Annotated in this window: 22 protein-coding genes and 1 tRNA gene; 7 read left to right on the forward strand and 16 right to left on the reverse strand. The window is 70.7% G+C overall.

Annotated features, from left to right (window positions below; translation table 11 throughout):
• Positions 1 to 120: 120 nt before the first annotated feature.
• The 6 genes from groL to DEJ35_RS06200 form a co-directional block, all read right to left on the reverse strand.
• A complete protein-coding gene (groL, locus tag DEJ35_RS06175; RefSeq protein ID WP_071404070.1) occupies positions 121 to 1,743 on the reverse strand; it encodes a chaperonin GroEL in 1,623 nt (540 codons plus the stop codon).
• A gap of 257 nt (positions 1,744 to 2,000) precedes the next feature.
• On the reverse strand, positions 2,001 to 2,204 hold the full coding sequence (locus DEJ35_RS06180) for a cold-shock protein (protein WP_017888049.1): 204 nt from the start codon (positions 2,202 to 2,204) through the stop codon (positions 2,001 to 2,003).
• Positions 2,205 to 2,395: 191 nt separating this feature from the next.
• The gene (locus DEJ35_RS06185; protein WP_111192282.1) at positions 2,396 to 3,001 is read right to left on the reverse strand and encodes a LytR C-terminal domain-containing protein; all 606 of its coding nucleotides are present in this window, start codon (positions 2,999 to 3,001) and stop codon (positions 2,396 to 2,398) included.
• Positions 2,998 to 3,354 carry a DUF3263 domain-containing protein gene (locus DEJ35_RS06190; RefSeq protein ID WP_110861879.1) on the reverse strand — a complete coding sequence of 119 codons (357 nt, stop codon included), beginning with the start codon at positions 3,352 to 3,354 and terminating at the stop codon, positions 2,998 to 3,000. Before DEJ35_RS06190 ends, DEJ35_RS06185 begins: the two co-directional genes overlap by 4 nt.
• Before the next feature lie 97 nt (positions 3,355 to 3,451).
• Positions 3,452 to 4,453: a DUF2332 family protein gene (locus DEJ35_RS06195; RefSeq protein ID WP_110861642.1), complete on the reverse strand. Its 1,002-nt coding sequence runs from the start codon at positions 4,451 to 4,453 to the stop codon at positions 3,452 to 3,454.
• Complete coding sequence (locus DEJ35_RS06200) at positions 4,453 to 4,926, reverse strand: GNAT family N-acetyltransferase (RefSeq protein ID WP_181420118.1); 474 nt, start codon at positions 4,924 to 4,926, stop codon at positions 4,453 to 4,455. Before DEJ35_RS06200 ends, DEJ35_RS06195 begins: the two co-directional genes overlap by 1 nt.
• A 65-nt stretch (positions 4,927 to 4,991) precedes the next feature.
• Here DEJ35_RS06200 and msrB point away from each other — a divergent pair, with 65 nt between their 5' ends.
• Entirely contained in the window at positions 4,992 to 5,399 is a 408-nt protein-coding gene (msrB, locus tag DEJ35_RS06205) for a peptide-methionine (R)-S-oxide reductase MsrB (RefSeq protein ID WP_027466599.1), read from the forward strand.
• Between the two features lie 37 nt (positions 5,400 to 5,436).
• Positions 5,437 to 5,509, forward strand: a tRNA-Thr gene (locus tag DEJ35_RS06210).
• Positions 5,510 to 5,713: 204 nt separating this feature from the next.
• Here DEJ35_RS06210 and DEJ35_RS06215 read toward each other — a convergent pair.
• Together DEJ35_RS06215 and DEJ35_RS06220 are read right to left on the reverse strand one after the other, a co-directional pair.
• On the reverse strand, positions 5,714 to 6,745 hold the full coding sequence (locus DEJ35_RS06215; protein ID WP_111192283.1) for an aldo/keto reductase: 1,032 nt from the start codon (positions 6,743 to 6,745) through the stop codon (positions 5,714 to 5,716).
• A gap of 53 nt (positions 6,746 to 6,798) precedes the next feature.
• Positions 6,799 to 7,584, reverse strand: coding sequence for an alpha/beta fold hydrolase (locus DEJ35_RS06220; protein WP_071244025.1), 786 nt, complete (start codon positions 7,582 to 7,584; stop codon positions 6,799 to 6,801).
• 34 nt (positions 7,585 to 7,618) lie between these two features.
• Between DEJ35_RS06220 and DEJ35_RS06225 the strand changes: the two genes are divergently transcribed.
• The gene (locus DEJ35_RS06225; protein WP_111192284.1) at positions 7,619 to 8,386 is read left to right on the forward strand and encodes an NAD(P)H-hydrate epimerase; all 768 of its coding nucleotides are present in this window, start codon (positions 7,619 to 7,621) and stop codon (positions 8,384 to 8,386) included.
• A 28-nt stretch (positions 8,387 to 8,414) separates the two neighbouring features.
• Here DEJ35_RS06225 and DEJ35_RS06230 read toward each other — a convergent pair whose 3' ends face one another.
• Positions 8,415 to 9,557 (reverse strand): glycerol dehydrogenase, encoded by a 1,143-nt coding sequence (locus DEJ35_RS06230; RefSeq protein ID WP_111192285.1) that lies wholly within the window; start codon positions 9,555 to 9,557, stop codon positions 8,415 to 8,417.
• A gap of 100 nt (positions 9,558 to 9,657) precedes the next feature.
• Here DEJ35_RS06230 and DEJ35_RS06235 point away from each other — a divergent pair, with 100 nt between their 5' ends.
• A complete protein-coding gene (locus DEJ35_RS06235) occupies positions 9,658 to 10,551 on the forward strand; it encodes a neutral zinc metallopeptidase (RefSeq protein WP_111192286.1) in 894 nt (297 codons plus the stop codon).
• A 198-nt stretch (positions 10,552 to 10,749) separates the two neighbouring features.
• Here DEJ35_RS06235 and DEJ35_RS06240 read toward each other — a convergent pair whose 3' ends face one another.
• Positions 10,750 to 11,682 carry a thioredoxin domain-containing protein gene (locus DEJ35_RS06240; RefSeq protein ID WP_110861766.1) on the reverse strand — a complete coding sequence of 311 codons (933 nt, stop codon included), beginning with the start codon at positions 11,680 to 11,682 and terminating at the stop codon, positions 10,750 to 10,752.
• Positions 11,683 to 11,925: 243 nt separating this feature from the next.
• Between DEJ35_RS06240 and DEJ35_RS06245 the strand changes: the two genes are divergently transcribed.
• Together DEJ35_RS06245 and DEJ35_RS06250 are read left to right on the forward strand one after the other, a co-directional pair.
• Positions 11,926 to 13,026 carry an ABC transporter ATP-binding protein gene (locus DEJ35_RS06245; RefSeq protein ID WP_027466605.1) on the forward strand — a complete coding sequence of 367 codons (1,101 nt, stop codon included), beginning with the start codon at positions 11,926 to 11,928 and terminating at the stop codon, positions 13,024 to 13,026.
• Between the two features lie 84 nt (positions 13,027 to 13,110).
• Positions 13,111 to 14,418 carry a DUF4032 domain-containing protein gene (locus DEJ35_RS06250; RefSeq protein WP_110861768.1) on the forward strand — a complete coding sequence of 436 codons (1,308 nt, stop codon included), beginning with the start codon at positions 13,111 to 13,113 and terminating at the stop codon, positions 14,416 to 14,418.
• A gap of 438 nt (positions 14,419 to 14,856) precedes the next feature.
• Here DEJ35_RS06250 and rlmB read toward each other — a convergent pair whose 3' ends face one another.
• From rlmB to DEJ35_RS06270, 4 genes are read right to left on the reverse strand one after another with little or no spacing between them, the layout of a single operon-like run.
• The gene (gene rlmB, locus DEJ35_RS06255; RefSeq protein ID WP_111192287.1) at positions 14,857 to 15,867 is read right to left on the reverse strand and encodes a 23S rRNA (guanosine(2251)-2'-O)-methyltransferase RlmB; all 1,011 of its coding nucleotides are present in this window, start codon (positions 15,865 to 15,867) and stop codon (positions 14,857 to 14,859) included.
• A 28-nt stretch (positions 15,868 to 15,895) separates the two neighbouring features.
• Positions 15,896 to 17,305, reverse strand: a complete 1,410-nt coding sequence (gene cysS, locus DEJ35_RS06260; protein WP_111029061.1) for a cysteine--tRNA ligase — start codon at positions 17,303 to 17,305, stop codon at positions 15,896 to 15,898.
• A 32-nt stretch (positions 17,306 to 17,337) separates the two neighbouring features.
• The gene (ispD, locus tag DEJ35_RS06265; RefSeq protein WP_375231900.1) at positions 17,338 to 18,585 is read right to left on the reverse strand and encodes a 2-C-methyl-D-erythritol 4-phosphate cytidylyltransferase; all 1,248 of its coding nucleotides are present in this window, start codon (positions 18,583 to 18,585) and stop codon (positions 17,338 to 17,340) included.
• Positions 18,586 to 18,601: 16 nt separating this feature from the next.
• Entirely contained in the window at positions 18,602 to 19,084 is a 483-nt protein-coding gene (locus tag DEJ35_RS06270; protein ID WP_017888066.1) for a CarD family transcriptional regulator, read from the reverse strand.
• A 159-nt stretch (positions 19,085 to 19,243) separates the two neighbouring features.
• On the opposite strand from DEJ35_RS06270, the gene DEJ35_RS06275 reads away from it, so the two are divergent.
• The gene (locus DEJ35_RS06275; RefSeq protein ID WP_111091231.1) at positions 19,244 to 19,882 is read left to right on the forward strand and encodes a hypothetical protein; all 639 of its coding nucleotides are present in this window, start codon (positions 19,244 to 19,246) and stop codon (positions 19,880 to 19,882) included.
• Between the two features lie 110 nt (positions 19,883 to 19,992).
• Here DEJ35_RS06275 and DEJ35_RS06280 read toward each other — a convergent pair whose 3' ends face one another.
• Positions 19,993 to 20,673, reverse strand: coding sequence for a response regulator transcription factor (locus DEJ35_RS06280; RefSeq protein ID WP_027466611.1), 681 nt, complete (start codon positions 20,671 to 20,673; stop codon positions 19,993 to 19,995).
• A complete protein-coding gene (locus tag DEJ35_RS06285; protein ID WP_027466612.1) occupies positions 20,670 to 21,836 on the reverse strand; it encodes a cell wall metabolism sensor histidine kinase WalK in 1,167 nt (388 codons plus the stop codon). Before DEJ35_RS06285 ends, DEJ35_RS06280 begins: the two co-directional genes overlap by 4 nt.
• Positions 21,837 to 21,897: the final 61 nt, after the last annotated feature.

Here is a 21,897-nt window from a genome sequence, read left to right on the forward strand (position 1 = left end):
GCGGACCTGAGCGGGGTGTTGTGACCTCCCGCCCGGCCACACCGCGCCCCGCCCCGCCACGCCCCGCACACGCGGAAGGGCCCCACACGCGCAGCGTGCGGGGCCCTTCCGTCAGACGGACTAGAAGTCCATGCCACCCGTCGGGTCGCCAGCCGGAGCAGCAGGGGTGCGCTCGGGCTTCTCGGCGACGACGGCCTCGGTGGTCAGGAACAGACCGGCGATCGACGCAGCGTTCTGCAGCGCCGAACGCGTGACCTTGGCGGGGTCGATGATGCCGGCGGCGATCAGGTCGACGTACTCGCCGGTCGCGGCGTTGAGGCCCCAACCCGACTCGAGCTCGCGGACCTTGGCGGCGACGACACCCGGCTCGAGACCGGCGTTCAGCGCGATCTGCTTGAGCGGCGCGTCGATGGCCACGCGGACGATGTTCGCACCGGTCGCCTCGTCACCCTCGAGCTCGAGGGCCTCGAGTGCGACGGCACCGGCCTGGATGAGGGCGACGCCACCACCGGCGACGATGCCCTCTTCGACGGCAGCCTTCGCGTTGCGGACGGCGTCCTCGATGCGGTGCTTGCGCTCCTTGAGCTCGACCTCGGTCGCGGCACCCGCCTTGATGACGGCGACGCCACCGGCGAGCTTCGCGAGGCGCTCCTGGAGCTTCTCGCGGTCGTAGTCGGAGTCGGTCGCCTCGATCTCGGCACGGATCTGTCGGACACGGCCGGCGATCTGCTCGGCGTCGCCGGCACCCTCGACGATCGTGGTCTCGTCCTTGGTGATGACGACCTTGCGGGCACGACCGAGCAGGTCGAGCGTCGCGTTCTCGAGCTTGAGGCCGACCTCTTCCGAGATGACCTGGCCGCCGGTCAGGATCGCGATGTCCTGCAGCATGGCCTTGCGGCGGTCGCCGAAGCCCGGGGCCTTGACGGCGACGGACTTGAAGATGCCGCGGATCTTGTTCACGACGAGCGTGGCCAGGGCCTCGCCGTCGACGTCCTCGGCGATGATCAGGAGCTGCTTGCCCGCCTGGATCACCTTGTCGACGACCGGCAGGAGGTCCTTGATGTTCGAGATCTTCGAGTTGACGATCAGGATGTAGGCGTCCTCGAAGACGGCTTCCTGACGCTCGGGGTCGGTGACGAAGTACTGCGACAGGTAGCCCTTGTCGAAGCGCATGCCCTCGGTGAGCTCGAGCTCGGTGCCGAAGGTGTTCGACTCCTCGACGGTGACGACGCCTTCCTTGCCGACCTTGTCGATGGCCTCGGCGATGAGCGCGCCGATGGTCGGGTCAGCTGCCGAGATCGACGCGGTCGCGGCGATCTGGTCCTTGGTCTCGATGTCCTTCGCGTTGGCGAGGAGCTGGTCGGAGACGGCGGCGACGGCCTTCTCGATGCCGCGCTTGAGCGACACGGGGTCGGCACCGGCGGCGACGTTGCGGAGGCCTTCGCGGACGAGCGCCTGGGCGAGGACGGTCGCGGTGGTCGTCCCGTCACCGGCGACGTCGTCGGTCTTCTTGGCGACCTCCTTGACGAGCTCCGCGCCGATCTTCTCGTACGGGTCGTCGAGCTCGATCTCCTTGGCGATGGAGACACCGTCGTTCGTGATCGTGGGGGCACCCCACTTCTTCTCGAGGACGACGTTGCGGCCGCGCGGGCCGAGCGTCACCTTCACGGCGTCGGCCAGCTGGTTCAGGCCGCGCTCGAGGCCACGGCGGGCCTCCTCGTCGAAAGCAATGATCTTAGCCATGTGGTTTTTCGTCCCTCCCGGACGTCGTCTTGGGGGTCGTGCTGGCACTCAGCGTGAGCGAGTGCCAACGCCGATTCTGGCACTCGCCGGGTGTGAGTGCAACACAGTCGGGAGGCTCGTGACGACTTCCCAGGACACGTCGCGTCCGGCGGACCCCGCACCACCGCCGCGGTCGCGCTCCCCGCACCCGTCACCGTCGCCGCACACGACGAACGCGCCGCCCCTGACGGGACGGCGCGTTCTGGAAGTGGTCGTGCTCAGGCGGGGCGGACGGACTCTGCCTGCGGGCCCTTCGACCCGGTGCCGACGTCGAACACGACGGCCTGGCCCTCCTCGAGGACCTTGTAACCCGACATGTCGATGGCCGAGTAGTGCACGAACACGTCCTGGCCCCCTCCATCCACGGTGATGAAGCCGAAGCCCTTTTCAGCGTTGAACCACTTCACGGTTCCGTTGGCCATGATCTCTTGCTCCCTGGTACTGCAGTGCGGAACGACGTGATCGTCGTCTGCATGGGACTCTGACCGAACGCGCCCGATCAGGCAAGAGGTGTGACGTTGTTTCACGTCGATTCCGTCAGAAATCAACGTGCCCGAAACACAGCCGTCACACAATGCGCGGAAAACGCGGCGCGACGTGGCACCGCGGCCGATCAGCCGGTGTAGTCGGCGCCGAGCACGACGCTCACGTCGGCGTTCGGGAACGCCGCCGACTGCTGCACCGCCGTGACGCCGAGCTGCTTCGCGATGCCCTGCGCGACCGCCGCCTGCGACGCCTGCTGGTAGTAGACGATCGTCGACGTCGACCCCGTCGTGCCGGCGTCGCCGGTGGAGGCGACCTGCCAGCCGCCGCCGGTCAGCGCCGCACTCGCCCGGCTGGCGAGGCCCGTGGTGGTCGTGCCGTTCAGGACGACGACGGTGGTGGTGCCCTGCTGTGCCGGCGTCGCGGCCGCAGCGCTGCCCGCACCAGCCGATCCGGAACCGGCGGAGGAGGACGCGGACGGCTTCGACGTCGCCGAGGGCTTCGCGGTCGCCGACGCCGACGTGGACGCCGAGGGAGAGTCGGAACCGTTGAACGAGTAGCTGCCGTTCAGCAGTGCGAGGACGAGCACCCCGATGCCGACGAGCACACCGGTGGCGAGCGCCGCCCAGGCGAAGGCGATCCATCCACGGCCGCGACGCTGTGCTCCGCGGTGTGCACCGACCCGCGGGCCGTCGGCGACGTCGTCGAACCGGTCTCGGGGGAATCTCGTGCTCATCGTTCCTCTTCACGTCCTTCGGGAGCTGCACCGGGCGCGACGAAGCTGCGCGTCGCCCTGGCGCTGGTGCGCGCGTGACGGAGCCGCTGCAGCCGGGTGACGAGCTGCGGGTCGTACGCGAGTGCCGCGGGTGAGTCGATCACGCGGTTCAGCACCTGGTAGTAGCGCGCCGCCGACATCTCGAACTCCACCCGGATCTCCGCTTCCTTCGTGCGGTCGTGCCGTGCCCTGTCCTGCTCGAACGACAGCACGTGCTTCGCGAGCTCACTGAGCTGGTCAGCACCGAGCTGGTCAGCATCGAGCTGATCAACGCTGCGCTCGTCGACACGGCGTTCGTCGGTGGGGCTGGTCACGGCGGTTCCGATCACGTATCGGGTAACGGGTCTCGCACATCGTAGGGGTGGAGTCGATCCGGACCCTGGCACGGCGCTGGACTGTCGCGAACACCGGTCACAGGTTCGGCGTGCGGAACCACCGCACACGCGTGCCGAACGGGTCCGAGACGGCGACCGCGACCCCGTCGAGCGAGACCGTCGCGAACGAGTCCGGGTCCGCCACGTCGACGTCGTCGGGCAGCGTCGCCGCCACCTGGCGCAGGATCCCGGTGCGTTCGAGGGCGATCCAGTGCACGCTCCGCTCGCGGATCCGGTCCACGAACCGCTGCCGGTCCGCGCCCGGCACGTAGACCAGGGTCCCGGTGGTCAGGACGACCGGTTCGACGTCGTCCGGCAGAGCGTCCAGTGCACGGTCGAGGTCACCTGGCACGGCGCCGACGAGTCGGTCTGGAGGCACGGCGAGCGTCGCGCGCGCAGCCTGACGCATCAGGGCGGTCCGGTCCGACGCCTCTGGCGGGACGGCCTCGACCAGACGGTCGAAGGCACCGGGGAGCGACAGGTCGATCGGGTTCGGGTCGAGCGTGACTCGTGCGCCGACCGTCATCGGGACACGGGCCGGCGCGGGGACGGCCCCGGAGGCGTCCGCGACCAGCCGGAGCGCGGGATCGGCGACCGCCGTGTGCATCCGGAGGACCGCGGCCCCGGAACCGACCCGGTAGTCCAGGGTCACCCGGTCCGGGATCGAGCACAGCCCGGCGGCGGCCCCGGCGTCGACCAGACCGAGCGGACGCGCGGACCGTTCGGCGAGCGCCGCGAAGAGCGGGACGACCGGTGCGAGCCGTTGCGGGTCGTTGGCCTGCACCGTGGCGGAGGCGAGGGCCGCGACCAGCGCGGGGCGGGCCTCCAGGCCGAGCGCGCGCAGCGCACCCGGGTCCGACGGGTCCGCACCCAACCGCCGCGCGACCGCGAAGAACAGTTCGGGCTGCCGCTGCTGCTCGGGGACCTCGGCGAGGAGCGCGACGAGGGAGTCGTCGAGCGACCGTGCCCAGGCGGCGTACGACGGCGAGACGGCCTGGATGCGGTCCGCGTACGCGTCGTACCGGGCGCGGGTGTCCATCAGCGCCCGGGCCGGTGCATGCCGACGTGACGGATGCCGGCCTCGTCGTACGGCTCCCCGAACCGCACGAAGCCGTGCCGCTCGTACAGGGCGGCGACGTACTCCTGGGCGTGCAGGACGAACGGGTCGTGCCCGTGTTCGTCGAGCACAGCGGCGACGAGCCGGCCGGCGATCCTCTGCCCACGGTGCTCAGGGTCGGTCGCGACCCGTCCGATCACCCACGCCGGCGGCGCTGCACCGTCGGGGTGGACCTCGTCCGCCGCCGGGCGGATGAGCCGCAGGTACCCAACCGCAGCGGTGTCCGTGCCGAACCACCAGTGCTCCGTGTCGAGCTCGCGGTCACGGCCGTCGAAGTCCTCGGCGGTGACCCGCTGCTCGAGCGCGAACACGCGGTTGCGCAGGACGACGATGCCGTACAGTTCGTCCGTCGTCAGACGGGTCCAGCGGGCGTGGTGCACGGAATGCTCGGACATCGTGGCGAGTTTAGTGAAGTGGTCGGGAGTGCCCGGAAGAGCCCGGCCGGAAGCAGGAGGAACCAATGGCATACAACGTCGACAAGTCCGACGCCCAGTGGCGCGAGGAGCTCTCCCCGGACCAGTACGCCGTCCTCCGCCAGGCGGGGACCGAACGACCGTGGACCGGTGAACTCCTCGACGAGGAGCGCGCGGGCGTCTACACCTGTGCGGCCTGCAACGCGGAGCTGTTCAAGAGCGGCACGAAGTTCGACTCCGGCTGCGGCTGGCCGTCGTTCTACGAGTCGGTGAACCCGGACGCCGTGCAGCTCATCGAGGACAACTCCCTCGGCATGGCCCGCACCGAGGTCCGTTGCGCGAACTGCGGTTCGCACCTGGGCCACGTGTTCCCGGACGGCTTCGGCACCCCCACGGGTGACCGGTACTGCATGAACTCGATCTCGCTGAACTTCTCGGAGAAGTCGGGCGAGTGAGCCCCGGACGCCCTCACCGGTAGGATGAGCGGCGTCAGCCGGCATGGCGCAATTGGTAGCGCACCGTACTTGTAATACGGGGGTTGCGGGTTCAAGTCCCGCTGCCGGCCCCGGATGAAGCGATGCCCCGGGCGAAGTCTCGCCCGGGGCATCGGCACACGGAACGCGGATCAGGGGGCGTTCCGGGCGCTGGACGCGGTAACCAGCCGGTCGTGCGACGAGGATGACACCTCACCGACCCGCACGTCCACACCCTGACCCCACATCCGCGGAAATCCGCACGATGTGCACGAACGCGCAGCGGCCCTGTCCGCTCAGCGACCGCCCGTGATCTTCCGCTCCCGCTGCGCCACGCCGGCCGTGCCGTAGGGGTAGTCGTCGATGCGGGGAGCGCTGGCGTCGGTCAGCCGGGCGAGCTCGTCGTCGGTGAGCACCAGGTCCGCGGCACCGAGGTTGTCCTCGAGCTGCGACAGGGTGCGGACGCCGAGGATCACGCTCGTGACCGCGGGACGGGCCAGCAGCCAGGCGAGTGCGACCTGCGACTTCGACGCGTCGTGGGCGTCGGCCACCTCGGAGACGGCGTCGAGCACCTCCCACGTGCGCTCGTCGCCGTTGCGGGCCTCCCACGCCTCCATGCCGCGCTGCGGGTTCTCGCCCAGGCGGGTGGCGCCGGTCGGGGCCTCGTCACGCTGGTACTTGCCGGAGAGCCAGCCGCCGGCCAGCGGCGACCAGGGCAGCAGGCCGATGCCGGCGTCGAGGCAGGCGGGCACGACCTCGTGCTCGATGTCGCGGACGAGCAGGTTGTACTGCGGCTGCAGGGTGACGGGCGGCGCCCAGCCGTGCGCCTTCGCCTCGTAGACGGCCTTGGTGACCTGGTAGCCGAGGTAGTTCGAGAACCCGTAGGAGCCGATCTTGCCGGCGGACACGGCGTCGTCGAGGAACCGCAGGGTCTCGTCGATGGGGGTCAGGGCGTCCCACGCGTGCATCTGGTACAGGTCGATGTGTTCGACGCCGAGCCGCTCGAGCGAGGCGTCGAGGGCCACGCGCAGGTGTCGTCGGGACAGGCCGAGGTCGTTCGGGCCGTCGCCCTGCGGGAACCGGCCCTTGGTGGCGAGGACGACCTGCGCGGCCTCGGTGGGGTGTGCTGCGAGCCAGCGGCCGATGATCCGCTCGGACTCGTTGCCGGAGTAGACGTCCGCCGTGTCGACGAGCGTGCCGCCGGCTGCCACGAAGGCGTCGAGGATGGCGTGTGAGGTGGGTTCGTCGGCTTCACTGCCGAACGTCATGGTGCCGAGGGTCAGCGTCGACACCGATGTCCCGCTGTTGCCGAGGAGTCTGTAGTCCATGGCGGGGACGGTACGCCCGGTGCCGTCCGACCGAGGGGACCCACGAGTACCCCTCAGCGCGGGGCGGACAGGAACCGCAGCGCCGCTTCGCGGAACGGCCGCGAGGTCGGGGCGTTGAAGTGGTTGCGCCCCGGGATCTCGAAGAAGGTGGCGTCCGGTGCGGCCTCGGCGAGCCGGACCGCGCTGTCGCGGATGCCGTCCTCGCTGCCCGCGGCGATCAGGAGCGGCTGCGCCGGTGCGTTCTCCGGGGTCGGCTCGATGCTGTTCCGCATCCCCTCGACCATGGCCACGAGCGCGCCGAGGTCGTTGCCCTCGACGTTGCCCGCCATCGTGAGGTAGCCGTTGGTGACGCGGTCCTCGATGGGGGTGCCGTCGGCGATGTACGCCTTCGCCTGGTCGACGCGGACGCGACGCATCGGGTCGGCGTCCGGGATCCCGCCGAACACCGCGCGCGAGATCCGGCCCGGCAGCCGTTCGGCGGTGTGCCAGCCGACCCGTGCGCCGAGCGAGTAGCCGAGGAACGCGACGTCGTCGAGCAGGTACGTGTCGATGACCGTGGTGACGTCGGCGACGAGCAGGTCCATCGAGTAGGCACCCGGGTCGTGCGGCTTCGCGCTCGCGCCGTGCCCGCGCTGGTCGAGTGCCAGGACCCGGTACCCGGCACGGACCAGGTGCCGTGTCCAGCCCGAGGCGTGCCAGTTGAGCACCGCACCGGACGCGAAGCCGTGCACCGCGATGACGGCCGGGGCGTCGGGGTCGCCGAAGTCGTAGGTCGCGAGTCGCAGCCCGTCGGGCGACATCACGAACCGGGGGCGGGGCGCTTCGGGGACGAGTGACATGTCCTCTCAAGCGTATCGGGGCAGTGTGGTGGCCATGGACGGCTACGGCGGCGATCAGATCCGGGCGGCGGAACGCCCCCACCTCGACGCGGGGGAACCCCTGATGCAGCGCGCCGCCGACGGGCTCGCGCGCATCGTCGGCGACCTGCTGGACGACCCGGCCGTGCGGCCGATCGACGGGCCGGGATCCGTCCTCGTGCTCGCCGGCAGCGGCGACAACGGCGGTGATGCCCTGTTCGCGGGCGCACGCCTGGCAGCGGCCGGGAGGCACGTGGCGGTCCTGCGCGTCGGCTCCCGTGTCCACGAGGCCGGCCTGGCAGCGGCGCTGGACGCCGGCGCCCGTCTGCTGGACGGCCCGTCCGGCGCCTCGGGACCGAACTCGGGCGGAGCGGCCGACATCCTGCGGGCCGCCGGCCGGAGTGACGGCGAACGCCTGGCGGACGTCGCGACCGAGGCCGCGCTCCAGGCCGACCTGGTGCTCGACGGCATCCTCGGCATCGGGGCACGGGGCGCGAACGCGCTGCGGTCCCCCGCACGCGAGGTCGTGGACGCCGTCCGTGAGCTCGCCCGCGACCAGCGTGCGCCGTTCGTCGTCGCGGTGGACGTGCCGAGCGGCATCGACGTCGACACCGGCGGCGTCGCGGACGACCACGTCCTGCACGCCGATGTCACCGTCACCTTCGGCGGTGTGAAGGCCGGCCTGCTGACCGGTCCAGCCGCCACCCTCGCCGGGCGGATCGAACTCGTCGACGTCGGGATCGGTGCGGACCTGGCGACGACGGAGCCGCTGATCCGCACCTGACCCCTCACCCGTCGGCGTTGTTCGAACGTCAGTGGTGCTCGTAGAGCACGGGCTCCGGCAGACCGTGCTCGGCTCGGATGCTGCGTGCGATGCCCTCGATCGCGACCAGGGCGTCGACCACGAGCTCCGGCGTCACCGGGAACGGCATGTTGTGGATGGTCTCGCCCTCCACCGTCGCGGCCTCGGCCACGGCGTGCAGCACGTCACGGTCGTCCACCGTCAGGCCGATCTCGGTCAGGGTGTTCGGCAGGCCGACCTTCGTGGTGAAGACGACGAAGTCCTCGATCTCCTCGGCCGGGGCACCCTCGAGCACGAGCTGCGCGATCGTCCCGATGTTCACCTTCTGCCCGTGCGCCAGGCCGTGCGCCTGCGGAGCCGCGGTCAACCCGTTGTGGATCGCGTGGGCGGCGGCGAGCCCACCGGACTCGAAGCCCAGGCCGGACAGCAGCGTGTTCGCCTCGACGACCTTCTCGAGCGCCGGGGTCACGACCTTGGCCTTGACGGCCTCGATGGCCTGCAGGGCGTTCTCGTGCAGGAGCTTCCACGACAGCTCGGCGAGCGCGACGCCGGTCTGGGTCTGCAGCCCACCGGCCATGGTGTCGGCGTTGGCGCGCTTCGCGGCACGGGCCTCGACCCAGGTCGCCAGTGCGTCGCCGATGCCCGCGACCAGGAACTGCACCGGCGCGTTGGCGACGAGCCTGGTGTCGATGAGCACCAGGTCCGGGTTGTGCGGGAAGAAGCGGTACTCGATGAACTCGCCCTCGGCGGTGTAGATGACGGCGAGCGCCGAGGTCGGGGCATCGGTGGACGCGGCGGTCGGCACGCTCGCCCACCGGATGCCGGCGAGGTGCCCAGCGGCCTTCGCGGCGTCGATCGCGGAGCCACCGCCGAGTCCCACGATGACGTCGGCGTCCTTCGCGCGGATCTGCTCGACGAGCTCGTCGACGGCTTCGGGGGTGGCGAATCGGCCGAACCCGACACGCTCCACGCCCAGGTCGGCGGATCGGAAGCTCTCGGTGACGGCGGTCTCGACGATGCCCCAGACCACGTCGTCGGCGACGATCAGGGGCCGCTTGCCGATCGGGGCGATGAACTCGCCGACGCGGGTGATCGCGTCCTTGCCCTGGACGTAGCGAGCGGGGCTCATCACGGTGCTGATGGGAGTGGCCATCGTGCGGTTCCTTCCGGTTGTACGACAGGTGTACGACAGGTGTCGGGGTGGCCGACGCCGCCGACGGTACGCGGGGCCGCTGATCGGTAGGTTCGGGATCATGACGTTCAACGACGACTTGCAACTCCGGGGCGGCAAGGTCAAGCGGCGGGGTCGCACCACAGCGATCGGCGGAGGTGCCGTGGGCGTCGGCGCCATCGTGGTGTTCCTGATCGCGCAGTTCACCGGCTTCGACCTGAGCGGGATCGTCGGTGGCGGCGACGGGTTGACGACGATCCAGCAGGAGGGCGAGTCCGCCGACGCCGCCCCCGAGTGCCGGACCGGGCGCGACGCCAACCTGCGCGTCGAGTGCCGGATGGAGGGCGCGGCCGAGTCGCTCGACGCCTACTGGACGTCCGAGGCGCGGTCGCTCGGCATCTCGTACACGTCCCCGGAGTTCTTCCTGTTCCAGGACTCCACCGACACCTCGTGCGGGCAGGCATCGGCCGCGACCGGCCCGTTCTACTGCCCGCCGGACCGTGCGGTCTTCCTGGACACCGCGTTCTACGACGACTTGCAATCGCAGTACGGCTCGTCCGGCGGTCCGCTCGCGCAGATGTACGTCGTCGCACACGAGTGGGGCCACCACGTGCAGCAGCTGCAGGGGTCGTTCGCGAACACCGACCGCTCCGGCACGGGTGCGTCGTCGGGCAGCGTCCGCGTCGAGCTGCAGGCGGACTGCTACGCCGGGGCCTGGGTCGGCGACGCCGCCACGACCGAGGACGCGAACGGCGAGACGTTCTTCGAACCGATCACCCGCTCCCAGATCACCGACGCCCTGTCGGCGGCGAGCGCCGTGGGCGACGACAGCATCCAGGAGCGTGCGACCGGCCGCGTCGACCCGGACTCGTTCACGCACGGGTCGAGCGAGCAGCGACAGCGCTGGTTCCTGCGGGGCTACCAGCAGGGCGCGACGAGCTGCGACACCCTGAGCATCCCGGGTTCGGCTCTGTAGCCGCACCGATCACGGACTGGAGCGACCCGCTCAGCGGCGACGCGAAGCGTCGCGCGGGGCGCGCCGACCGAGCCTGCGAGGGAGGGGTGCCAGCCGGCACCGGGCCTCCCGTCCGTGGTCAGCGCGTCAGCGCTCCTCCAGACGACAGCGCTCGTCGAGACGTCAGCGCTCGTCGAGACGTCAGCGCTCGTCGAGACGTCAGCGCTTGGTCGGCGTGGGCGACGGGGTCGCGCTCGGCGTGGGTGTCGGGGTCGCGTCGGTCGCCCCGGCGGCCGTCACCACGAAGGTGCGGAAGTCGTCGTTCGTGACCGGGGAGGTCAGCTCGTAGCGCTGCCCGTTCACGAGCACGAGCGGCGTGCCGGGGAACTCCTTGAGCGTCGACCCGGGGATCGTGCCCCCGGACACCGCCGTCGTCTGCTCGTCCACCCACTTGGCGTAGTCCTGGTCGGCGATGCAGCTCCGGACGGCGCTTCGTTGCTGCAGCCCCTGCACGCCCGTGACGACGTCGGTGAGCTCGGCGTTCGTCAGGCCCGGGGTGCCCTCGTCCGGCTGCTTCGCGAAGAGCGCCTGGTTCACCGCGTAGAACTGGTCCGGGGAGTGCTCGGCGACGCAGGCGGCGGCGTTGGCGGCGCGGAGGGAGTACTTCGTGCCCTGCGAGCGGTTCGACAGGATCGCGACCGGGTGGATGTCGACCGTGGCTGCACCGGAGTCGACGAGGTCCTTGATGTAGTCGCCGTTCGCCTGCTCGAACTGGCCGCAGCCCGGGCAGAGGTAGTCGACGTACAGGGTGATCCGGACGGTGCCGGCCCCCTCGGTCGCGGCGCTGCTCGGCGACGCGGAGGCCGATCCGGACGCGGACGCCGTGACGGGCTTCAGACCCTGCCCGATGGTGATGCCGCCCTGCGACATGGTCGACGGGCCGGGGCCGGCGGGCTTCACGGAGTCGACCAGCACGAGCGTGACGATCGTCGCGGCGGCGAGGAGCACGACCCCGAGCCCGATCTGCAGGCCGAGCCGGACACCACGTTGGCGTCGCTTCTGCTGGGTCCGGGCACGCTGGGCTCGCTGGCGGGCGGCTTCACGGCGCTCGTTCCGCGCGGCGCGGGCGGCACCCTCGGGGCGGTTGTTCATCGGTGCGTCGTCCTCCTGATCGGTGTCCGCTCGGCGTTCCCCTGCTCGGCGGACGGACCCGGCGATTGTAGTGGGGCGCTCTGGGAAGCCGCCGACCAAGGGGGAAAACACTGGCGCACCCGGGTGAACTCGTGTTGTATGAACCTCGACAGTCGACGGCGACTGTCCGGGGCCCGTACGGGCACACCGCTTCACTCGGATCGTCCGGCACGTACCTGCCGGTGAAGGAAGGACCGAACGCTCATGGCGTCCGTCACCTATGACAAGGCAACCCGTCTCTACCCCGGAGGCAACCGTCCCGCGGTCGACTCCCTCGACCTGGACGTCGCCGACGGCGAGTTCCTCGTCCTCGTCGGCCCCTCGGGCTGCGGCAAGTCCACCTCGCTCCGCATGCTGGCCGGCCTCGAAGAGGTCAACTCCGGTCAGATCCGCATCGGCGACCGCGACGTCACGGACGTCCCGCCGAAGGACCGCGACATCGCGATGGTGTTCCAGAACTACGCGCTGTACCCGCACATGACCGTCGCCGAGAACATGGGCTTCGCGCTCAAGATCGCCGGCGTCGGCAAGGAAGAGCGCGCCACCCGCGTGCAGGAAGCCGCCAAGCTCCTCGACCTCGAGGACTACCTCGGCCGCAAGCCGAAGGCGCTCTCCGGTGGTCAGCGTCAGCGCGTCGCGATGGGCCGTGCGATCGTCCGTCAGCCGCAGGTGTTCCTCATGGACGAGCCGCTGTCGAACCTCGACGCCAAGCTCCGCGTCCAGACCCGCACGCAGATCGCGTCGCTGCAGCGTCGTCTCGGCGTCACCACGGTCTACGTCACGCACGACCAGACCGAGGCCCTCACCATGGGTGACCGCATCGCGGTGCTCAAGGACGGCATCCTGCAGCAGGTCGGCACCCCGCGCGACCTGTACGAGAAGCCGAACAACGTGTTCGTCGCCGGCTTCATCGGTTCGCCGGCCATGAACCTGCTGCCCGCCGACGTCATCGAGGGCGGCATCAGGTTCGGCACGCTCAACCACGCGATCGACCGCGACACCCTGTCGAACGCCCGTGCCGCACAGATCACGGTCGGCATCCGCCCCGAGGACGTCATCGTGTCGCAGTCCGGCGAAGGCCTGCCCGTCACGGTCGACGTCGTCGAGGAGCTCGGCGCCGACGGCTACCTCTACGGTCACGCCGACGTGAACGGCCAGCGCGCCGACATCGTCGCCCGTGTCGACGGTCGTGCGCACCCGTCCATCGGTGACACGATCGTCATCACGCCGAAGCAGGGCCACGTCCACGCCTTCGACACCGAGTCGGGCGACCGCCTCGACGACAAGGCCGTCGTCAGCGCGTAACCAGCGCACTCCCCCGAGAGCCCGCGCCCGCCTCACAAGGGCGGACGCGGGCTCTCGGCTGTCCCCGACACCAGAGGAACCACCGTGCCCGACTCGATGTCCATCACCGCCGCCACCGTCGACCCCGGCCTGCTCGACCTGCCGTGGGACCTGCCGCTCGCCGACTGGCCCGACGACACGATCGTCGCGCTGCCGAAGGGCATCTCGCGGCACCTCGTGCGGTTCGTGCACCTGAGCGGGTACGTCGCCGCGGTGAAGGAGACCGGCGAAGAGGTCGCCCGGTCCGAGTACGAGATGCTCCGGACCCTGCAGCGCATGGACGTGCCGTGCGTGGACCCGGTCGCGGTCATCACCAATCGCGTCGACGCCGACGGTGAACCACTGCACCCCGTGCTCGTGACCCGCCACCTGCGGTTCTCCCTGCCCTACCGCGCGCTCTACTCGCAGACGCTGCGCCCCGAGACCGCCACCCGTCTGGTCGACGCCCTCGCGCTGCTCCTCGTCCGCCTGCACGTCATCGGTTTCTACTGGGGCGACGTGTCCCTGTCGAACACGCTGTTCCGTCGCGACGCCGGAGCCTTCGCCGCGTACCTGGTCGACGCCGAGACCGGCAAGCTCTACCCCGGCGGGCTGTCGAACGGCCAGCGCGAGAACGACCTCGAGGTCGCCCGCGTGAACATCGCCGGCGAGCTGCTCGACCTCGAGGCCGGCGGTCGACTCGACGAGAACGCCGACCCCGTCGACGTCTCGAACCGCATCGTCGCCCAGTACCGCACGCTCTGGACCGAGCTCACCGGCACCGAGCAGTTCGACATCAAGGAACGCTGGCGCATCAACGACCGCGTGGAGCGCCTGAACGAGCTCGGCTTCGACATCGAGGAGCTCTCGATCCACACGACCGAGGGCGGCTCGCAGGTCCGGATCCAGCCGAAGGTCGTCGACGCCGGGCACCACCAGCGCCGACTGCTGCGGCTCACCGGGCTCGACGCCGGCGAGAACCAGGCCCGGCGCCTGCTCAACGACCTCGACTCGTACCGCGCCCGCAACGGCCGCGACGAACTCGACGAGGAGATGGTGGCGCACGAGTGGGTCTCTCGGGTCTTCGAGCCCGTCGTCCGCTCGATCCCCCGTGACCTGCGCGGCCGACTCGAACCCGCCGAGGTGTTCCACGAGCTGCTCGAGCACCGCTGGTTCATGTCCCAGCAAGAGGAGCGTTCCGTCTCCCTGCCCGAGGCCACGACCGCCTACATCAACGACGTGCTCCGACACCGTCGCGACGAGCGCCTGCTCATCAACCCGCCGACCTCGTCGATCACCGTGCCGATCCCGGTGCTGGGCGACGACGACGCCGACGAGTCCGACGACGTCGACGACTGGCGCGCCACGGTCTGACGCGGGCCCCGCTCGGTCACGACACCCCGCCGGGCGGGCGCCGACTGGTCGCAGACCGTCGCCTGCGGCGTCGCGCAGCGACGACTCGTGACCACACGGCGGGCAGCACCAGACGTGTCCCGACCGTTCGGGGGTCGAGAACGCGACCGTCTGGAGGCCCGGCCCGCGTCCCGGAGACCGGCGCCGGCCCTCCAGACCGTCACGCCCAGCCCCGCCTGTGGTGACGTTGGACGTCGAGCGGTCACGACACCCCGCCGGGCGAACGCCGACCGGTCACGGACCGTCACCTGCGGCGTCGCGCAGCGACGACGCGTGACCGCACGGCAGGCATCAGCCGACGTGTCCTGACCCTTCGGGCCCGCCCCAGCCAGCACCGTGAGCAGGAATGGTCGCCTCCCGCTCGGGGAGGCGACCATTCCTGCGCACGAAGTGCTGCGGCTACGCGGTGCGACGGCGCCGAGCGACCTCCCACAGCGTGACGCTCGCGGCGATGCCGGCGTTCAGGGACTCGGTGGCGCTCGAGATCGGGATCGACACGATGGCGTCACACGTCTCGGTGACCAGGCGCGACAGGCCCTTGCCCTCGGAACCGACGACGATCACGATCGGGCGGTCGGCGAGCTCGAGGCCGTCGAGCTCCACGTCACCGTCGCCGTCCAGGCCGAGGACGAACAGGCCCATCGACTTGAGCGACTTCAGGGTCTGTGTGAGGTTCGGGGCCATCGCGACGGGCGTGCGCGCCGCGGCACCGGCCGAGGTCTTCCACGCCGACGCCGTCACGCCGACCGAACGACGCTGCGGCACGATGACGCCGTGTCCGCCGAAGGCCGCGGTCGAGCGGATGATGGCGCCGAGGTTGCGGGGGTCCGTGATGCCGTCGAGCGCGACGAGCAGCGGGACCTGATCGCGCGAGAAGGCCTGCTCCACGATGTCCTCGGACACGGCGTACTGGTACGCCGGCACCTTGAGGGCGACGCCCTGGTGCACGCTGTCGTGTCCGGTGATGCGGTCGAGCTCGGGACGCATGAGCTCGATGATCGGCACGCCACGGTGGTTGGCGAGCGCGAGGATCTCCTTCACGCGGTCGTCGACCTCGATGCGCGACGCGATGTAGAGCGTCGACGACGGGGTCTTCGTGCGCAGGGCCTCGAGCACGGAGTTGCGCCCGGTCACGAGCTCGGAGTCGTCGGTCTTGCGTGCCGGCGGACGGCCCGTGCGACCCTGCGGGGTGCTCGAGAAACCGTGACGGCCCTTGGCCGCCTCGAAGCGGTCCTTCGCGGCCTTGCGCTTGCCGGCGGGGTGGTACGGGCGGTCCTCGGCCTTCGGGGTCGGCTTGCGGCCCTCGAGCGCCTGGGCACCCTGCCCGCCGGAACCGACCTGCTTGTTGCCCTTGCGACCGGTGCGGACGGCGCCGGGCCGACCCTTCTTGCTTCCCGAGACGTTCTTCATGCGTAGCTCCTGTTCGGCACTGCCGTGTTCAGGCGATGCTCCAGCGTGTTCCGGACGGCGTGTCCTCGATCGTGATGCCCGCGGCGGCGAGGTCGTCGCGCACGCGGTCGGCCGCGGTGAAGTCCCGTGCTGCCCTGGCGTCCGCGCGCTCCTGCACGAGGCGTTCGACGAGGGCGGCGAGCGGGCCTGCCGAGGTGTCGTGGCCGCCGCCCGACCAGTGGGCGGCTCGCGGGTCGATGCCGAGCACCTCCACCATCGCAGCCACCTGATGGTACGCGGTCCCGAGCGTTTCCGCATCGTCGGCGTCCAGGGCAGCGTTGCCGGTGCGCACGGTCTCGTGCAGCACGGCCAGGGCCTGGGGCACGGACAGGTCGTCGTCCATGGCCGCGGCGAAGGCCTCGGGCACGGCCGGGGCGTCGGCGAGGTGGACGCCCTCGAGCCGGGTCTCGGCGCGCTCGAGGAACCCGGCGATGCGGTCGTACGCCGCCTCGGCCTCGGCCAGGGAGCCCTCGTGGTGGTCGATCGACGAGCGGTAGTGGGCGGCACCGAGGAAGTAGCGCACGACGGCGGGACGGGCGGATCCGAGGAAGTCCGCGGCGAAGATCGAGTTGCCGAGCGACTTCGACATCTTCTGGCCCTCGACCGTCACCAGTCCGTTGTGCAGCCAGTAGGACGCGAACGGGTCCCCGGCGGCCGTGGACTGCGCCAGCTCGTTCTCGTGGTGCGGGAAGCGCAGGTCGAGCCCGCCGCCGTGGATGTCGAACGCGGGGCCGAGGTACCGACGGGACATCGCCGAGCACTCGATGTGCCAGCCCGGGCGGCCGGCGCCCCACGGGGAGTCCCAGTTGGCCGTCGACGGCTCGCCGGGCTTCGCACCCTTCCAGAGCGCGAAGTCACGGGCGTCGCGCTTGCCACGCGGATCGGCGTCGGCGGCCTCGACCATGTCCTCGCGCCGCTGCCGGGTGAGCACCCCGTAGTCGGCCCAGCTGCCGGTGTCGAAGTAGACGTCACCCGAGCCGTCGTCGGCGGCGTAGGCGTGCCCGCGGTCGATGAGGCGCTGGATGATCTCGTGCATCTGCGGCACGCTCGCCGTGGCCCGCGGCTCGTAGGTCGGTGGCAGGATGCCGAGGGCGTTGTACGCGGCCGTGAACTCGAGCTCGACCCGGTAGGCGCGGGCGAACCACTCCTCGTCCGTGCCGGCAGCCAGGTCGAGGACCTTGTCGTCGATGTCGGTGACGTTGCGCACCAGGGTCACCCGGTAGCCGCGGTGGGTGAGCCACCGACGCCAGATGTCGTAGACGAGCGCGGACCGCAGGTGCCCGATGTGCGGCGACGACTGCACCGTCGGACCGCAGACGTAGACGCTCACGTGTCCGTCGACCAGGGGCACGAGGTCGACGACGGCTGCGGCGCGGGAGTCGTAGAGGCGAACGGTCACGCCTCAACCCTAATCGGCGCGGAGCCGCGGTTTCAGGAGGGACGCACGAGTGCCGTGGCGATCGCCGCGAGCCCCTCGCCGCGGCCGGTGAACCCGAGCCCGTCGGTCGTCGTGCCGGACACGGCGACGGGTGCTCCGACGACCGCGGACAGGGCGTCCTGCATCTCGTCGCGGCGACGACCGATGCGGGGCCGGTTGCCGATGACCTGCACGGTGACGGACACCGGCACGAGCCCGGCGTCGGCGAGCAGCGCGACCGCGCCGCGGACGAAGACGTCGCCCGCGGCGCCGGCGTACCGCGGGTCAGCGGTGCCGAAGCGCCCGCCGATGTCACCGAGGCCCCCGGCGGAGAGCAGGGCGTCGCACACGGCGTGCGCCACCGCGTCGCCGTCGCTGTGCCCGGAGAGGCCGGGTTCGCCGGGGAAGTCGAGCAGCCCGACGCGGCAGGGCGAGGCGTCGTCGAAGGCGTGCACGTCCACCCCGAGCCCGAACCGGACCGCGTCGACAGCGTCCGCCGCCCGCACACCGGCTCCGGCACCAACAGTCGCCTCGGTCCGCGCCCGCACGATCGACTCGGCCCGGCCGAGGTCCCACGGCGTCGTGATCTTGAAGGCGTCGGCGTCACCCGGCACGAACCGGACGGTGCCGCCGACGGCCTGGAACACCCCGGCGTCGTCCGTCTCGGACTGCGACGACACCGCGTAGGCCCGCCGCAGTGCCGCGAGCGGGAAGCCCTGCGGCGTCTGCACCCCGACGAGCGCCGCACGGTCGACGGTCTCGACGACGACGTCACCGTCGACCCGCTTCACCGTGTCCGTGACGGGGAGCGCCGGTACGACGCCCGCACCGTCACCGGCGGCGACGGCGTCGAACACCCGCGAGAACTGCGCCGCGGGCGTGAGGCACCGCGCCGCGTCGTGCACGAGCACCGTGGTGACGGAGTCCGGCAGGACGGCCAGGCCGGCCTCGACCGAACCGTGGCGATCCGCGCCTCCGGCCACGACGGCCGTGTAGGCGACCGCAGCACCCGCGACCGAGCCGACCACCTGCCGGCACTCGTCCAGGTGCGACGCCGGTGCGACCACGACGACGAGCGTCGGCGACGGCAACGCGAACAGGGGTTCGAGCGCCCGCGCGAGCATCAGCGAACCGGCCACGGGCACGAACGCCTTCGCGGTCCCGATGCCGAGCCGGGTGCCGGAGCCCGCCGCAACGACGACGACCGCCCGGTCCACCCCTTCGGGGAACCGTGCGGTCGTCGTTCGTGCTGTCGCGTTCAGTGCGCTGTCGTCAGGCTCAGGAAGCCAGGACCTCGTCGAGGACGGTCGATGCCTTGTCCTCGTCGGTCTTCTCGGCCAGCGCGAGCTCGGAGATCAGGATCTGCCGGGCCTTGGCCAGCATCCGCTTCTCGCCCGCGGAGAGCCCGCGGTCCTGATCGCGCCGCCAGAGGTCGCGGACGACCTCGGACACCTTGATGACGTCACCGGAAGCGAGCTTCTCGAGGTTCGCCTTGTACCGGCGTGACCAGTTGGTGGGCTCTTCCGTGAACGGCGCCCGGAGGACCTCGAACACCTTGTCGAGTCCTTCCTTGCCGATCACGTCGCGGACGCCGACCAGGTCGACGTTGTCCGCCGGGACCTCGATCGTCAGGTCACCCTGCGTCACCCGCAGTTTCAGGTAGACCTTTTCCTCGCCCTTGATGACGCGAGTCTTGACTTCAGAGATGGTTGCCGCCCCGTGATGGGGGTAGACGACGGTCTCGCCGACCTCGAATTGCATGTATCAGGCTCCGTTCCCAGACATCCAGTTTACCACAAGGGCCGTTCCGGTAAGGGGACCCTCAACGCTCACCCCTCCCGGTGATCGCTAGGATGGGCGCGGGGACCGCCCGGTCCTCATCGTGACTTACGGAGGAATCTCTTGCGACCTCGGGTACTCGTGTCCGTCGCCGTTGCGGCAACCATCGCGCTCGGCGCCACCGGGTGCGAGTTCATGTCGCCGGCCCACACCGCCGACATCAAGCAGATCACCGACGGCGTGGACGTCTCGGCCGGCAAGGTCGACGTGCGGAACGCCCTCCTGATCTCGGACGACGGTGAGAGCGCCCGCTTCATCGGCACGCTCGTGAACAACGACGACCAGGACGACTACACCGTCTCGATCGAGGTCGGCGGCGACACCCAGACCGTCGACGTGCCGGCGAACACCCACGTCGACCTCGCCATGGCCTCGGGTGCGGGCAGCGACGACGAGTCGAGCGTGCAAGAGGGCGACACCACGCAGGGCACCACCGCCGGTGACGCCGAGCCGATCGTGTTCGACAACGCGGACGCGAAGCCCGGTTCACTCGTCAAGGTCTACTTCAGCTACCCCGACGCCGAGGGCGTCTCCGCGAACGTGCCGGTGCTGACGAGCTCGCAGGAGGAGTACCAGACCCTCGCGCCGAGCCCGACCCCGACGCCCACCTCGACGTCCCCGTCCGAGAGCGGCGCGCAGTCGACCGGCGAGGCCGTCCCCGGCACGCAGCCGACCGACTCGCAGACGGATTCGTCCGAGGGTGACAACGGCACCAACTGACGCCGACGGGCGCGGCTGACACCGCGCCCGGACCGTTCGCACAGGAGGCCCGGTGCGAGTCCCACGGACTCGCACCGGGCCTCCTGTCCGTACGTCTCGGGCCGCGTGCCTCAGGCCTCGATGCGGTACCCGAGACCGCGGACCGTCACCAGGATCTCGGGGGTCGACGGGACCCGCTCGATCTTCGAGCGGATGCGCTTGATGTGCACGTCGAGGGTCTTGGTGTCGCCGAAGTAGTCGGAACCCCACACCCGGTCGATGAGCTGCCCGCGGGTCAGCACTCGGCCGGCGTTCCGGAGCAGCAGCTCGAGGAGCTCGAACTCCTTGAGCGGCATCGGCGTCTCGGACCCGTCGACCGACACCGTGTGTCGCTCCACGTCCATCCGGATGCCGCCGACCTGCAGGATGCCACTGTCCGCCGGGTCGTCCTCGGTCCGGCGACGGAGCACGGCACGGATCCGGGCCAGGAGCTCCCGGGTCGAGTACGGCTTCGTCACGTAGTCGTCGGCGCCGAGCTCGAGCCCGACGACGATGTCCACCTCCGAGTCCTTCGCGGTCAGCATGATGATCGGCGCGTTCGACCGGGTCCGGATCTGCCGGCACACCTCGGTGCCGCTCAGGCCCGGCAGCATGAGGTCGAGGAGCACCAGGTCGGGGTTCTCGGCGTCGAACTTCGACAGCGCGGTCACGCCGTCGGCAGCGACGGAGGTCTCGTACCCCTCACGCTGCAGCAGGAACTCCAGGGGCTCGCTCAGGGCCGGCTCGTCGTCGACGATGAGGATCTTGGTCACGATGGCTGCTCTTCCAGTTGCTCTTCGAGTGCTGTGGTCAGTTCGGGATCCGCCTCGGGCAGACGGATGGTGAAGGTCGAGCCCTTGCCGGGCTGCGACCAGACGCGCACGTCACCACCGTGGTTGCTGACGACGTGCTTGACGATCGCGAGCCCCAGGCCGGTGCCCCCGGTGGCGCGCGACCGTGCCGGATCGACACGGTAGAACCGCTCGAAGACGCGGTCGAGGTCGGCCTCGGGGATGCCCACGCCCTGGTCGGTGATCGCGATCTCGACGAAGCCCTTCGACGACCGCACGCCCACACCGACGCGGGTGTTGTCCGGCGAGTACTTCACCGCGTTGGCGATGAGGTTCGACACCGCGACCTGCAGCAGCCCCCGGTCGCCCATCACCCGCAGCTTCGACTTCTTGGCGCGGATGATCTCGATCGAGCGGGCGCGGGCGACGACCTCGTTCGCGTCGATCGCGGCCTGCACGATCTTGTCGATGCCGGTCTCCTCGCTGTTCTCGAGCGCGTCGACGGACTGCAGCCGGGACAGCTCGATGATGTCCTTCGTCAGCGCCCCGAGCCGCTCGGACTCGGTGATCAGCTGCGCGGCGAACTTCTTCACGTGCGCGGGGTCGTCGGCGGCGAGGACGAGGGTCTCGGACAGCAGGCCGATGGCGCCGATCGGCGTCTTGAGCTCGTGCGAGATGTTGGCGACGAAGTCGCGGCGGACCTCGTCGATGCGCCGGCTCTCGGTCAGGTCGTCGGCCGTGAGCAGGACGTACCGGTTGCCGAGCTGGGCGGCACGGAAGCTGAGGTAGCCGATGAGCTCCCCGTGGCGGCCGCGCGGCAGCTCGAGGTCCTCCGACCCCATCTCCCCGCTCTTGCGCACCCGGTCGATGAGCTCGAGCAGTTCGTGGTGCACCAGGCGTCGGCGAACGACGAGCCCCGCCGTGAGGGCTTGGGGGGATGCCGCGACGACGGTGTTCGACGGGTCGATGACGACCGCCGGGTTGTGCATCGTCGCGATGACCGCTGCGACGCCGTCCGGCAGGGTCCGCTCCGCCACGTCGGCAGCACGTGCCGTCCGCTCGGCGGTGATGATCAGCACCACGACGCCCGCGCCGAAGACCCCGCCGAGGAGCATCGACAGTGGCACGAGCCACGCGTTGTCCATGCCGCCAGTGTAGGGATGGTCATGCGGGGTTCCGGTACCGTTCACCGTCTGCGGAAGGACA

Origin of the sequence: Curtobacterium sp. MCPF17_051 (assembly GCF_003234595.1) — a bacterium.
In the GTDB taxonomy this organism is placed as follows: domain Bacteria; phylum Actinomycetota; class Actinomycetes; order Actinomycetales; family Microbacteriaceae; genus Curtobacterium; species Curtobacterium flaccumfaciens.